Origin of the sequence: Propionimicrobium lymphophilum DSM 4903, from assembly GCF_000423485.1 — a bacterium.
Taxonomy (GTDB): Bacteria; Actinomycetota; Actinomycetes; order Propionibacteriales; family Propionibacteriaceae; genus Propionimicrobium; species Propionimicrobium lymphophilum.
On the sequence record NZ_AUIB01000001.1, the window covers coordinates 233,086 to 246,904 of the forward strand.

Consider the following 13,819-nt stretch of genomic DNA (forward strand, 5'->3'; position numbering starts at 1 on the left):
TATTCTGATCCTTAACGTACCTTTTTTTCGGGAGTGATACGAAAAATGCGACGACTCTCTACCGATTCCAGCCAAAAATCTTCTCGTAAGTTGAGTCCTGGGTGGGTTGCTTGGCTGGTTACGGTGGGGTTGTTGGCAACCGCGGCGATCGGCACATTGCCTCTGGCTAGCGCTAAAGGTTGGCTGATTTCGAACGGCGAACCCACGATTACGAATCTGCCTATAGACGAGCTGCAGCCTGGCGCAGGCAAGGCTGGGCTGATCGGTCCCGATATTTTTGACGAATCGAAGCCGGCCTCCGCCGATGCCATCAAGGCGGCCATCGAGGCCGTCGGGCCTGGTGAGGGTACGATCAGCGCTGCCGCCGGCGATCTGAACGGCGATGGACTTAGCTATTCAAACAATTCCGAACGTGCGCTGACCCCGGCTTCAACGATGAAGCTGATGACGAGCATCGGCTCGCTCTATAAATACTCCGCAGATGCCAGGTTCACGACGAGCGTTATTTTCGACGGCGCCACCGTGACGCTGAAGGGTGGCGGAGATCCACTTCTCGCGTCCAGCCCGGATTCGCATCCGTACGCGAAGGAGATCGACTTGCCGAATCTGGCGCATCTGGCAGCTGACACCGCTGCAGGGCTGAAGCAGCGAGACGCGACGCGCGTGAAGCTTGCCTTCGACGACTCGCTTTTCTCCGGGCCGAGCTGGCAGCCATCCTGGGACGATAGCTACCACCAGTGGGTTTCACAGGTGAGCGCCTTGGCCGTAGATTTGGGCAAGCCAAAGGAACATTCGGATCAGGCTGATCCGGCCATGTCTGCGGCGCTTATCTTCGCGGATCAGTTGCGGGCCAACGGCATCGATGTCGGCGACGACGTCTCCCGCGCCGAGCAGCCGACTGGAGAGGCCGTCGCAAGCGTGCAGAGCGTCCCGCTGTTCAACATCCTGGAGCGCATGAACGTGCATTCGGACAACTACCTCGCCGAAGTGCTGTTCCGGCAGATCGCGCTCGCGTCGGGGCAGCCGGGCAGCTTCGAGGGTGGGGCTAGCGCCCAAACCACCAATTTGAACGAGCTGGGCTTGTGGAGCGACGGGCAGGCCATCCACGACGGTTCTGGATTATCGGAAGACAACAAGATCGCCACCGGTAACCTGGTAAAAGGCCTGCAGATCGCCCAGCATAACCCTAAAATTCGTCCGCTTTTAGAGGTGCTGCCTGCGGCCGCCTCCACCGGGACGATGGCAATCAGGTTCGCCGACGAGGCAAGCACCGCGGGACGAGGCGTGGTACGAGCTAAAACTGGAAGCCTGGATCGGGTTTCCGCGCTGGCCGGCTACGCCCCGACCCGCGACGGTTCGCTGGTGGCGTTTGCGCTGATCGGCAACGATTTGCCGGAAGACCAGGACCCGAGGGGCTGGTTCGACCACGTTGCCTCGTCGTTGGCCGCATGCAATTGCGCCGCTGGCTAATCTTGTAAACATGATTAATTGGCAGCTAGCAGCGGACTTCGGCAAGGCCATCGTCCCTATCGGCAAACCCGGCGACCCGATGATGAACAACAAGGCAGTCGGGGAGATCCGCGCTGCGGCCCGCAAGGCGCTGCCGATCATCACAGAGGTGACGCAGCTGCCCGAGACCGGCGATGTCCTCGAGCTCGTGGTCGACCGTAAGGCCATGGTCGAGGCCAACGTGGCGACGGCTAAGAACATCATGGGCGACGCCGAAAGCGGTCTGCTGGGAAAGCTCAGCGAGGCCAGCAGGGCAGTCACGCTGGGCGGAGCTCTAGCGCTGCTCGCCCCAAGGATCCTCGGCCAGTACGTGCCATATGCCGATCGCCCGATGCTGCTGCTCAACGCCCCGACCATCGTCCAGGTGGAGGAAGAACTGAAGGTTAATCCGCAAGACTTCAGGCTTTGGGTGGCGCTGCACGAGCAGACCCACCGTGTTCAATTCGCAAACGCCCCTTGGCTGCGCGAGTATCTGGTGGCGCTCATCAACGAGGTGCTCGAGGACGACGAAAAGTTGAACTTCGACGTCGCCAAGCTGCGCGAGGTGCAAAAGCAGAAGGCTAACAGTCTGGATGCCATCAAGGCCGCGCTCAGCCCGCAGCTTGCGAAAAAGCTGGACTCCATCAACGCCATCATGGGGCTACTTGAGGGACACGCCGACTTCATGATGGACGCCGTCGGCGCCCAGACCGTGCCGTCGGTGCGCACAATCAGGCGACGTTTTCAGAATCGTCGAAAATCCGCGATGCACTCCAAGAACATCTTTAAGGCGCTGCTGAACCGCCTGCTCGGCATGGACGCTAAACTCGCCCAGTATCAAGACGGCGCTAGGTTCTGCCGCGCGGCAATCGACGAGGTTGGCGTCGAGGGCCTAAACCTGGTTTGGGAAAAGCCCGAAAATCTGCCAACTGCCGACGAACTGAAAGCGCCCATGCGCTGGCTAACCAGGGTTGCCTACCCGCAGGTCGACTAACAATGGCATTTCGTAATCTGAGCCCGTCCTGCTTGGCGGTTGTGCAAGCCGTGCGAGCTTGGTTAGAGGCAGCATGCGAATATCCTGTTGCGCCGGTGCGCATCGGGGTTTCGGGCGGGGTGGACTCGATGAGCCTGGCCGCTGCTTGCGCGCACGTCAAGCAGCGTAGCCTGCCGGAGGCCAAGGTGGAGGCGATGATCGTCGATCACCAGCTCCAAGAGAGCTCCGGAAAGGTCGCCGAATACGCCGCTCAACAACTGCGAAACATCGGCCTGCCCGCCAGAGTCGAGCGTGTCAACGTCGTCGACGATGGCGTTGGCATGGAGGCCGCCGCCCGCGATGCCAGATACGCGGCGCTCACCGACCACTTCAAAGGGATGCTGCTTCTGGCCCACAGCATGGACGACCAGGCCGAGACGGTTCTGCTCGGGCTGTCAAGGGGGTCTGGAACCAGGTCAATGGCAGGTATGGCCGTCGAATCTATGCGCGGCGAAACCAGAGTGGTTAGGCCGCTGTTGGGGCTGCGCGCCCAGACGCTGCGTCAGGCTGCGGTGGACTGGGGGATCGACTTTTGGGACGATCCGCAGAATGCTCAGGATCGTTTTGCCCGAGTACGGGCCCGGAAATCTTCCCTGCCGACCCTCGAGAAGGATCTCGGGCCGGGCTTCACCCAGGCGCTTGCCAGGACGGCGACCATGGCCGGACGCGACGCGGACTATCTGGATGCAGTGGCGGAAAGGGAACTTCCTAACCCTGGCGACGAGATATCCGTCGAACAGCTAGCTGGTCTACACCCCGCCATCGCGACGCGCGTGCTCAGGCGTTGGCTGAATCATCTGGGCATCGAAGAGGTTGGTTTCGACCACGTTGAGGCGGTTTTTCGCCTTGTCAGCGCCTGGAAGGGGCAGCGCGGGGTGGATTTGCCGGGTTCAGTTCGAATTCGGCGTGCACAAGGCAGGTTGCAGGCGGTAAGGTAAGCGAAGTGGAAGCAACAGACATTAGCCAAGATCTTGATCACGTTCTTTACACTCAGCAGCAGCTAGAAGACCGCATCGAAGAAGTCGCAGCGCAGATTGACGCCGATTACCAGGGGCGCGAACCCCTCATCGTTGGCGTTTTGAACGGCGCCATGATCACCGTTTCCGATCTGACCAGGGCCATGAAGAGCCACTGCAGCGTCGACTGGATGGCAATCTCGTCATACGGCGCAGGCACTCAGAGCTCCGGTGTGGTCCGGATCCTGAAGGACCTATCCACCGATATCCACGGCAGGGACGTGCTTATCGTGGAAGACATCATCGACACCGGTCTGACCCTCAGCTACCTCGTGCAAAACCTGCTTTCCCGCGAGCCCGCGAGCCTGGAAATCATGACCATGTTCCGCAAGCCGGAAGCCATCGATTGCGAAGTAGACGTCAAGTACATCGGTTACGACGTCCCCAACGAGTTCGTCGTCGGCTACGGCTTGGATTACGACGGACGCTACCGCAACCTGCGCGACCTGGCGACTCTCGCTCCGCACGTTTATAGCTAATGAATCGTTCAGGCAAGCAGCCGCGTGGTGTACTCACGAAAGCGCTCTTCGGCGTTCTGATCGGGCTCGTTCTGATTGCGGTCTGCGGCCTCGGCGTTCTGCTCTCCGCGCAAAGTGGAATGGTGGAAATCGGCCCCGAGGAACAACTCGAGAAGACACAGTTCTCGCGGCTGCAGCCTGGCGATTGCATGGTTTTCGCGGCAAAACCAGACCAGAATCCGGCTCCCGAGGGTCCTTCTGAAGTTGCCCACCTGAAGGTGGATTGCCAATCTGGGGGCTTCAAATTCAAGGTGGCGTCCGAGGGCGGCGACAACCTCACCTGTCCGAGCGACTGGTATTGGCAGTATTACAGCCCGAAGCTGTTTGGCGACGGGGTGCGCCGCTCCCTGTGCCTTGCGCCGCAGTTCGAAAAGGGCGCCTGCTACGTTTCAGACAAACTTTCCGTCTGGAAACAAACCGACTGTCGTTCCGAACATTATCTGAAGGTGCAGAAGTTGGCGTCGTCGGCGCAAGAATGTCCACGCCCCGATGGTGCAATCGAGTTGCCGCTACCCGAGCCGAGTGTTGTCTGTGCGGTGTCCGGGCGCCAATAACCTCTCGGTTAAGTTTCAAAAGGGAATACGCTGAAGCAATTTCGCCGTCATTGTGGAAAACTGTAGGACATGCCTAAAGCCCAACGAAACGAGGCCCCCAACAACTCTCCGGAGAATGACAAGCGCGTTCTCCGGCGATCGATAATCGCGGTCGCGATCGTCGTCGTGCTCGCTTTCCTGATCGTTCCAAAGGTGATCGTGAGCGCCAACTACGAGAAGGTGCCGACGTCCAAGGCGGTTCAGGTGATCGACGGCACGGATCCCATCCGGCAAGTGACGATGACTGCCGGCGACCAGACCATCCGTATCGACATGCTTAACGGCAAGAAGTACCAGTCGACATACCTGGAGGGGCAGGCAGAGGGCCTATCCAAGCGGCTAGATTCGCGAGTTCGTGCGGGCTCCCTTAAAACTTGGGAGGGCATCACTTCGGGTGATTCCTTCGGCATCATTCTGCTCTACATGGGTTTGCCTATTCTGCTATTGATTTTCCTGGTCTTTTACCTGTCGCGCTCGTCGGCTGCGGGCGGTATGGGCAACCCGCTTAGCTTCGGTAAATCCAAGGCGCAGCTGATAGATCCGGACATGCCCCAGAATAAGTTTTCCGACGTCGCAGGTTGCGAGGAGGCAATCAGCGAGTTGACGGAGATTCGCGACTTCCTATCCAACCCGGATAAGTTCCGTCGTGTCGGAGCCCGCGTGCCCGCCGGCGTGCTGCTATACGGGCCTCCCGGAACTGGTAAAACTCTTTTGGCCAGGGCCGTCGCTGGTGAAGCAGGTGTGCCGTTCTACTCGATTTCCGGTTCTGATTTCGTCGAGATGTTTGTCGGTGTCGGCGCCAGCCGAGTGCGCGATCTGTTCGCCAAGGCGAAGGAGAACTCTCCCGCCATCATCTTCGTCGACGAGATCGACGCGGTCGGCCGCCACCGTGGTGCCGGCATGGGCGGCGGTCACGACGAGCGAGAGCAGACGCTGAATCAGCTGCTGGTTGAGATGGACGGCTTCAACGCCAAGACGAACGTGATCTTGATCGCTGCCACCAACCGTCCCGATGTTCTCGATCCTGCTCTGCTGCGTCCTGGTCGTTTCGATCGGCAGATCGCCGTCGAGGCACCGGACCTGAACGGGCGCCTGCAGATTCTGAAGGTGCACGCCGTGGGCAAGCCACTGGCCGAATCGGTGGATTTGAGTGGCGTCGCCCAACGCACGCCCGGGTTCACGGGCGCGGATCTGGCGAATGTTCTGAACGAGGCGGCCCTGTTGACCGCTCGCTACGACCTTTCACTGATCACCGATACCGAGATCGACGAGGCGATCGACCGGGTCATCGGAGGTCCGCAGCGCAGCACCAGGCTGCTCGACGATCGCGAGCGCCTGATCACTGCCTATCACGAGGGCGGTCACGCGCTGGTTGCAGCCGCCATGCCAGGCACTGATCCCGTGCAGAAGATCACGATTCTTCCTCGCGGTCGGGCACTCGGCTACACTATGGTGCTACCGGACAACGACAAGTACTCGCAGACCCGCGGGGAGCTGCTTGATCAGTTCGCCTACATGATGGGCGGTCGAGCGGCCGAGGAGCTGGTGTTCTACGATCCGACGACGGGCGCCGCGAACGACATCGATAAGGCAACCACGCTGGCCCGAAAAATGGTCACGCAGTTCGGCATGACGGAGAAACTCGGCGCCGTCAAACTCGGCGGCGATGAAACTTCCGAACCGTTCATGGGCATGTCCGCGACGCAGAATTCGCGTCCCTATTCCGATCAGACGGCGGCAGCCATCGACGATCAGGTGGCCGAAATCCTGGAGAACGCCCATCAGGAGGCCTTCGACACGCTCGTCGCCAACCGGCACATTCTCGACGAACTTGTGCGTCAGCTGCTGGAAAGGGAGACGCTCACCAAGGCCGAGGTGGCCGAGATCTTCAAGGACCTGCAGCGTCACCCGAAGCGAGGCGCATTTACTGGTTCCAGCAGGCGGGTTCCGTCGACGGTTCCTCCCGTCACGCCAAGCCTGCCTAGCCGCGCCGAGTAGGGTTAGTATTCATGTGGGGGACGTCTGGAGTGGAAAATGAGTAGTAACGCTAAGGCGCGCCGAGCGGTCAAGCGGGTCGAGGGCGGCTTCGATTATTCGCTGATCGAGCACGGAGTAAAAGAGATCCTGCAGGGCATCGGTGAGGATCCGAACCGCGATGGTCTTAAGGAAACTCCGGCACGCATCGCCAGGGCATGTGCGGAGCTTTTTGCTGGGCTAAGCCAAGACCCCAAAGAGTTGTTGGAGACCACCTTCGACGCCAGCCACGACGAGATGGTGCTGGTCAAAGACATCGACGTGCATTCGATGTGCGAACATCACCTGCTGCCGTTCCACGGTTTCGCCCACGTCGCATACATCCCACCCGCCAGCGGGCGGGTCGTCGGCCTGTCCAAGCTGGCTAGGCTGGTCGAGGTGTTCGCACGTCGCCCACAGGTTCAGGAGCGGCTCACCACTCAGATCGCCGACGAACTCGAGCACACGCTCGGGGCAAAGGGCGTGTTGGTCGTCCTCGAATGTGAACACAACTGCATGACAATGCGCGGTGTGCGCAAGCCCGGTTCCAAGACCGTGACGTCCGCTGTCAGGGGACAGCTGCGTAACGCCGCCACTAGGGCGGAGGCGATGAGCCTCGTGCTCGGCCACAACTAGAAGAAAGCCAAGATGTCTTATCAGCGCACCCTGGTTCAGGGCATTCTTAACGTCACGCCCGATTCGTTTTCCGACGGTGGCCGCTGGGCCTCTACGGACACCGCGATCGCTCACGGCATGGAGATGATCGCAGACGGCGTCGACATCATCGACGTCGGCGGCGAATCGACCCGTCCGGGGGCAACCAGACCCAGCGAGGACGAGGAATTAAAGCGGGTTGTTCCGGTGGTTCGAGAACTTGCCAAGCACGTTCCGATCAGCGTCGACACCATGCGCGCGAAGGTGGCGGAAGCGACGCTCGAGGCGGGGGCCACCATCATCAACGATGTCTCTGGCGGTCTTTCCGACGAAAGAATGCATCAGGTTGTCGCGGATGCCGGTTGCGAATACATCTGCCAGCACTGGCGCGGATACGGCGACCAGATGAATGAGCATGCCGTCTACGTCGATGTCGTCCGTGAGGTTTACGACGAGCTGGCCAGGCGCATCGAGGTTTGCGAGCAGGCGGGCATCGCCTCCGAGAAAATCATCGCCGATCCCGGCCTAGGCTTCGCCAAGACCGGAGATCAAGATTGGCTGCTCATGGGCAACCTGGGTCTTTTCAACTCGATGGGTTACCGGCTGCTGATCGGCGCCAGCCGGAAGCGGTTCCTGGCAGGTGCTATCGGCCAGCGTCCCGCCGAACAGCGAGACGCAGCCACCGCTGCGATAACCACCATCTGCGCCCAGGCTGGCGTGTGGGCCGTCCGCACCCACGAGGTCAAGGCGCAACGGGACGCCGTGGACGTCGTGGCACATTTAAGAATGGTTAACGATGCAACACACAATAATTAAACTTTTAGGCCTAAAAACCACCGGTTATCACGGGGTATATGAATACGAACGCAGGGAAGGGCAGGAATTCATAGTCGACGCGGAATTGAAAATTAAGACTCCCGAAGACGACGACCTGACTCAAACTGTGGATTACGGGCAGATAGCTAGAAAACTTTTGGCCGTAGTGGAAGGCGAGCCCGTAGATCTTATCGAAACGCTTGCCAAGAAATTGCTGGATCAGATTATGGCCGATCCGAAAGTGTTGGCTGCTAATGTCACCGTTCATAAGCCGAATGCGCCGATGAAATTAGAATTCGATGACGTGCAGGTTTCTATAGGTGCGCAGCGGTAATAGCTAATTATAAGGTGATTAATTTGCCCCAAAAGTGCATATTTTCAATCGGATCAAATCAGGGCGATAGTTTAGCTACCATTACTGCCACAATTAAAGAACTCGAGCAAACCCCTGGTTTGGACGTCGATGCCGTTTCTTCGTTTTATCGCACGAAGCCCGTCGGAGACGAAAATCAGCCGGATTTCCTCAACGTGGCGGTTCGCGTCCAATCCACACTCACCCCCCTGACTCTCCTGCGCAGGACGCAGGCGATAGAAAAGAAGCATGGGCGGCTTAGGGACCCTAGTCGTCCCAAGGGGCCGCGGACTTTGGATATCGATTTAATTGTCATTGATGATTTAGAAAGTCACTCTGCAGAATTAACTCTGCCCCATCCTGCGGCTCATTTACGCGGGTTTGTTCTAGTGCCTTGGGCCGAGATTGAGCCAGAGGCCCTATTGCCGCAGGGGCGAATTATTGATTTGATAAATCAACTAGACGTTAGGGGAATTGAAAAAGTTCCCCGTTAATTCGCCCCGTCGGACGCTTACTAAAGCATTAATGTCTAAGCCGATGGATGTAAATATGTATAATCCTGTCAGGGGACTGTGAAAATTGGATATCTGGGTGTAAATTGTTTTATTGTTTACCCGTAGGGTTATCAAAGGTGAGAGATCGCCTTTATGCAAAAGCTTAGATTTTAATAAAGGAAAATAATGGCTAGGAAGACACAAGTTCTTTTGATTGACGACCTGGATGGGGTTACTGAAGCTGACGAGACCGTAAGTTTCAGTCTCGACGGAGTTAATTACGAAATCGATTTGGTCAAGGAAAACGCCGATCGTCTTCGCGAAGGCCTAAACGAGTGGGTCGCTAAGGCTCGTCGAGTTGGTGGCCGACGCAGCACCGGCCGTCGCAGTGTTCAGGACGGCCCTGCCGCAAGCGACATTCGTAAGTGGGCGACGGAGAACGGCTACGACGTTTCCCCGCGTGGCCGAGTCCCTAGCGAGGTTCGCGAAGCCTACGAGAAGGCTAACGGCGGCGCCGAGTAAATCGGATCCGATCTTTTTCGATGCACACCGCTTAGGGCGGTGTGCATCTGTTTTCCTCCGGGAACAAATGAGCTATCCCGTGCCTTATAAAAAGGTGTAATTCTCCTTCTAGGTGTCACCTAATACACTGGGAGTAACTGGACTTTTCCTGGAAAGTTCCAGGCGAAGTCGACTATTCAAGGAGTCATAAATTGTTTGAGCGATTTACCGATCGTGCACGTCGCGTGGTCGTTTTGGCCCAAGATGAGGCCAAGATGCTCAATCACAACTACATCGGCACTGAGCATTTGCTGCTCGGCCTGATCCACGAGGGTGAGGGCGTTGCGGCGAAGGCGCTGGAGCAGCTCGGCATATCGCTGGAGGCCGTTCGTGAGCAGGTCGAAGAGATGATTGGGCACGGTCAGACCGAACCCGCTGGTCATATTCCGTTTACCCCGCGCGCTAAGAAGGTTCTGGAACTTTCGTTGCGCGAGGCGCTGCAGATGAACCACAGCTACATCGGCACCGAGCACATCTTGCTCGGCCTGATCCGCGAGGGTGAGGGCGTCGCCGCCACAGTTCTTATTAAGCTCGGCGCGGACCTCAACCGCGTCCGCAGCACAGTGCTGCAGTTGCTGAGCGGTTACCAAGGCGGTGCCGAGGGAGACCTGGCTACCTCTGGGGCTCCGCAGGACACCCCGCGCAGTGGTTCGAGTATTCTCGACCAATTCGGCCGTAACCTGACTCAGGCTGCTCGGGAGAATCGCCTCGATCCGGTCATTGGCCGTAAGAAGGAAATCGAGCGTGTGATGACGGTGCTCAGCCGTCGCACCAAGAACAATCCGGTTCTGATCGGCGAGCCCGGCGTCGGTAAGACCGCCGTCGTTGAGGGCCTTTCGCAGCAGATCGTTCGCGGCGATGTTCCCGAGACGCTGCGCAATAAGCAGATCTACACGCTGGACCTCGGCTCGTTGGTGGCGGGTTCCCGATATCGCGGCGATTTTGAGGAGCGCCTGAAGAAGGTGCTCAAGGAGATTCAGCGCCGTGGTGACGTCATGCTTTTCATCGACGAGATTCACACTTTGGTTGGCGCTGGCGCTGCCGAGGGCGCAATTGACGCGGCCAGCATCCTGAAGCCGATGCTTGCCCGTGGCGAACTGCAGACAATCGGCGCCACCACTCTCGAGGAGTACCGCAAGTACATCGAGAAGGACGCCGCTCTGGAGCGTCGTTTCCAGCCTATCCAGGTCGACGAACCGAGCGTCGAGCTGACTGTTGACATACTTAAAGGGCTGCGTGACCGCTACGAAGCTCACCACCGCATCACCATCACTGACGACGCCCTGGAGGCCGCGGCTCGTCTTGCCGCCCGTTATATCCAGGATCGCTTTCTGCCAGATAAGGCCATCGACCTTATTGACGAGGCCGGCGCGCGCATGCGGATTCAGCGCATGACCGCTCCGCCGGATTTGCGCGAGTTCGACGAGAAAATCTCCAAGGTTCGTTTGGAGAAGGAAGCCGCGATCGACCAGCAGGACTTCGAGCGTGCAGCTGGCCTGCGCGATCAGGAAAAGAACCTGATCGCCGAGCGCAATGAGCGCGAGTCGGCCTGGCGCGAAGGTGATTCCGATACTCCGGCCGTCATCGGCGAGGAGCAGATTGCCGAGGTGCTTTCCACCACCACGGGCGTTCCGGTCAGCCAGATCACCGAGGAGGAGTCCACCAGGCTGCTCCACATGGAGGAAGAGATTCACAAGCGCTACGTCGGCCAGGACGAGGCCGTCAAGGCACTGTCGCGTTCCATCCGTCGCGCCCGCGCCGGCCTGAAGGACCCGAACCGTCCCTCCGGCTCGTTCATCTTCGCTGGCCCGTCCGGTGTTGGTAAGACCGAGCTGACCAAGGCACTAGCCGAGTTCCTGTTTGGCGACGAAGACGCACTCATCACTCTGGACATGAGCGAGTACTCCGAGAAGCACACTGCTTCCCGCATGTTTGGTTCGCCGCCAGGCTACGTCGGCTACGACGAAGGCGGTCAGCTCACCGAGAAGGTGCGTCGCAAGCCGTTCAGCGTCATCTTGTTCGACGAGATAGAGAAGGCTCACCCGGACATCTTCAACTCTCTGTTGCAGATTCTGGACGAGGGTCGCCTGACCGACGCCCAGGGCAGGGTAGTGGACTTCAAGAACACCGTCATTGTAATGACCACTAACCTTGGCACGAAGGACATTAGCCGTTCGGTTAGCCTCGGATTCTCGAACTCGGGTAAGGCCGGAAACGACTACGAGACCATGAAGAGCAAGGTCAACGAGGAACTGAAACAGCACTTCCGCCCCGAGTTCCTGAACCGCGTCGACGAGGTCGTCGTATTCCACCAGCTGACCGAGGAAGAGATCGCTAATATCGTCTCCTTGATGGTTGGGCAGGTGGAGAAGCGCCTCGCCGAGCGGGACATGGGTATCGAACTGACCCCGGCGGCAAGCAAGTTGATCGCCGAGATCGGGTACGATCCGCTGCTGGGCGCTCGTCCGTTGCGTCGAGCAATTCAGAGCAAGATCGAGGACCCGATCGCCGAGCAGATTTTGTTCGGCGAGGTGAAGGCCGGCTCTATCGTCGTGGTGGACGTCGCAGAGGGTGCCGACAAGGATTCGGCGGAGCCGTTCGTGTTCCGCACGGCACCGAAGCTCGAGGAAATCGATCACCTGCCTGAGAACACCGAAAACTAGGCACAAGCCAAAAGCGCCCGGCAATTAGCCGGGCGCTTTTTGTTAGGTGCTTCGTCCGCGAAGCGGTCGCCTGACGAGCGAAGCCAAGTGCCGTTAACCATGGCGATAAGATCGCGAAACAATTTCTGAACCTTTGTTTGGGACCTTGGGTGTGACCGATTCAACTCAAGGAAGAAGAAAATGTCTGGCCGCTCATCCCGCTATCTCTCGGGCCGGCGCTCCTGTTTGTTGCCGGTCTTTGCTGCAAGGAAGCGTGACTAACAATTAAAAAATAGATCTCGCCTCCAGGTGGGGAGGCGAGATCTAATATGTCTTTATTTTCCGATCGAGGTCAGGAACGCGCAGCCTTCACCGACCGCTTTCACTTCCTCGTTGGCTGCAATGAATACCGCCTGTCCCTTGTCCAGACGGGTCTGGTCCTCGCCGCTGGTCAGCAACATGCTGCCGTCTATGGCAAGTAGGATGCGGGCGCTGGAGATCGCCGGCAGCTCTATCGCAAGCCCATTCGGGTTAATCCTCCAAACGCAGTAGGAGGAGTCCGGGTAGTCGTAGGTTTCGACGCCTTCGCGCACGTAGGAAGGCGCCAGCACCTTCGCCGGATCAGACTTGAAAGTAACCACTTGCACCAGCGCGTCGACGTCGATGTGCTTGTGGGTAAGGCCGCCACGCAGCACATTGTCCGAGCTTGCCATGACCTCAACGCCCGAGCCGTTCAGATATGCGTGCATGGTTCCGGGGGAGACATGCAGCGCCTCGCCCGGCTTCAGGTGTCTGCGGTTTAGCAGCAGGGCAGCCAGCAGGCTCGGGTCGCCGGGGAAGTGCTCGTCGAGCATGACTGTGGTGCGGGCGAATTCGCCAACCTTGCCCGCATCGGCCACGTGCTTGATGGCCGCCGAGACAACCTCGTTTACGATCCATTTGCGCTCTTCGTCGATGCTCAGTGCGTCCAGGAAAACCTCTTCTAGGGCTGCGCTGCCCCTGCGGTGTTCCAGCGGCCCGATGACGGAATCAAGCTCAGGGATACGGCAAATCTCGTTGAACAACCGATAGCTTTCGGCGGGGTCGCGAAAGCCCACTAGAGCGTCGAATGGGGTCAGCGCGACGATCAGCTCCGGCTTGGGTCGGGGGTCTTTGAAGGTGCGTCGGGGGTCGTCGATGGGTATGCCGGAGGCATTCTCGCGCTCGAACCCAGCCTTGGCGTCATCGGCGTTGGGGTGTGCCTGAAGGCTTAGCGGTACGGAGGCGGAGAGGATTTTGACTAGGTAGGGCAGCTCGTTGCCGAACTCGTCGCGGATCTTATTCCCGAGAAGGCCTGGGTTATTAGCCAGGTAAGTGCGCAGGTCGCTGGTTTTGCCGTCGACGGTAATCTGGGTTGGCGACGACGGGTGCGTCCCCAGCCAGTATTCTGCGTCGGGCTGATCAGTGACTGGATTGCCAAGAAGGTTGGCGATGAAGTCGGTCGAGCCCCAATCGTAGTGCCGGATAGTTCCGACAATTCGCTGCATCGGTGCGCTGCCTCCTCGACGTTATTTTTAGATTAGCAATCAATGAGTATTGCACGCTTAGTTGTGTTGTCACCAAAAGCGTCGGTTTAAAGTTCCATAAAAATCAAAAATCT

Annotated in this window: 13 protein-coding genes; 12 read left to right on the forward strand and 1 reads right to left on the reverse strand. The window is 58.7% G+C overall.

Going from position 1 to position 13,819, the window contains the following annotated elements:
• Positions 1-45 precede the first annotated feature (45 nt).
• The 12 genes from dacB to G556_RS0101080 all read left to right on the forward strand — a co-directional run bounded on the left by dacB (position 46) and on the right by G556_RS0101080 (position 12,201).
• The gene (gene dacB, locus G556_RS09760) at positions 46-1,470 is read left to right on the forward strand and encodes a D-alanyl-D-alanine carboxypeptidase/D-alanyl-D-alanine endopeptidase (protein ID WP_051176514.1); all 1,425 of its coding nucleotides are present in this window, start codon (positions 46-48) and stop codon (positions 1,468-1,470) included.
• 10 nt (positions 1,471-1,480) lie between these two features.
• Positions 1,481-2,482, forward strand: a complete 1,002-nt coding sequence (locus G556_RS09765) for a zinc-dependent metalloprotease (protein ID WP_024111485.1) — start codon at positions 1,481-1,483, stop codon at positions 2,480-2,482.
• 2 nt (positions 2,483-2,484) lie between these two features.
• Positions 2,485-3,459 (forward strand): tRNA lysidine(34) synthetase TilS, encoded by a 975-nt coding sequence (gene tilS / locus G556_RS0101035; RefSeq protein ID WP_024111413.1) that lies wholly within the window; start codon positions 2,485-2,487, stop codon positions 3,457-3,459.
• Between the two features lie 5 nt (positions 3,460-3,464).
• Positions 3,465-4,016, forward strand: coding sequence for a hypoxanthine phosphoribosyltransferase (gene hpt, locus G556_RS0101040; protein WP_016456728.1), 552 nt, complete (start codon positions 3,465-3,467; stop codon positions 4,014-4,016).
• Complete coding sequence (locus G556_RS0101045; protein ID WP_024111607.1) at positions 4,016-4,609, forward strand: hypothetical protein; 594 nt, start codon at positions 4,016-4,018, stop codon at positions 4,607-4,609. The genes hpt and G556_RS0101045 overlap by 1 nt, the downstream gene beginning before the upstream one ends.
• 69 nt (positions 4,610-4,678) lie before the next feature.
• Positions 4,679-6,646: an ATP-dependent zinc metalloprotease FtsH gene (gene ftsH / locus G556_RS0101050; RefSeq protein ID WP_028821442.1), complete on the forward strand. Its 1,968-nt coding sequence runs from the start codon at positions 4,679-4,681 to the stop codon at positions 6,644-6,646.
• Positions 6,647-6,682: 36 nt separating this feature from the next.
• A complete protein-coding gene (gene folE / locus G556_RS0101055; RefSeq protein WP_016456725.1) occupies positions 6,683-7,297 on the forward strand; it encodes a GTP cyclohydrolase I FolE in 615 nt (204 codons plus the stop codon).
• Between the two features lie 12 nt (positions 7,298-7,309).
• Positions 7,310-8,131 carry a dihydropteroate synthase gene (folP, locus tag G556_RS0101060; protein WP_016456724.1) on the forward strand — a complete coding sequence of 274 codons (822 nt, stop codon included), beginning with the start codon at positions 7,310-7,312 and terminating at the stop codon, positions 8,129-8,131.
• The gene (gene folB / locus G556_RS0101065; RefSeq protein WP_016456723.1) at positions 8,112-8,465 is read left to right on the forward strand and encodes a dihydroneopterin aldolase; all 354 of its coding nucleotides are present in this window, start codon (positions 8,112-8,114) and stop codon (positions 8,463-8,465) included. Before folP ends, folB begins: the two co-directional genes overlap by 20 nt.
• A 14-nt stretch (positions 8,466-8,479) precedes the next feature.
• Complete coding sequence (gene folK / locus G556_RS0101070) at positions 8,480-8,977, forward strand: 2-amino-4-hydroxy-6-hydroxymethyldihydropteridine diphosphokinase (RefSeq protein ID WP_051176516.1); 498 nt, start codon at positions 8,480-8,482, stop codon at positions 8,975-8,977.
• Positions 8,978-9,163: 186 nt separating this feature from the next.
• On the forward strand, positions 9,164-9,499 hold the full coding sequence (locus tag G556_RS0101075) for a histone-like nucleoid-structuring protein Lsr2 (protein ID WP_016456721.1): 336 nt from the start codon (positions 9,164-9,166) through the stop codon (positions 9,497-9,499).
• Positions 9,500-9,690: 191 nt separating this feature from the next.
• The gene (locus tag G556_RS0101080; protein WP_016456720.1) at positions 9,691-12,201 is read left to right on the forward strand and encodes an ATP-dependent Clp protease ATP-binding subunit; all 2,511 of its coding nucleotides are present in this window, start codon (positions 9,691-9,693) and stop codon (positions 12,199-12,201) included.
• A gap of 314 nt (positions 12,202-12,515) precedes the next feature.
• Here the strand turns inward: G556_RS0101080 and manA are convergent, their stop codons facing one another.
• On the reverse strand, positions 12,516-13,706 hold the full coding sequence (gene manA / locus G556_RS0101085) for a mannose-6-phosphate isomerase, class I (protein WP_028821444.1): 1,191 nt from the start codon (positions 13,704-13,706) through the stop codon (positions 12,516-12,518).
• Between the last annotated feature and the right edge of the window lie 113 nt (positions 13,707-13,819).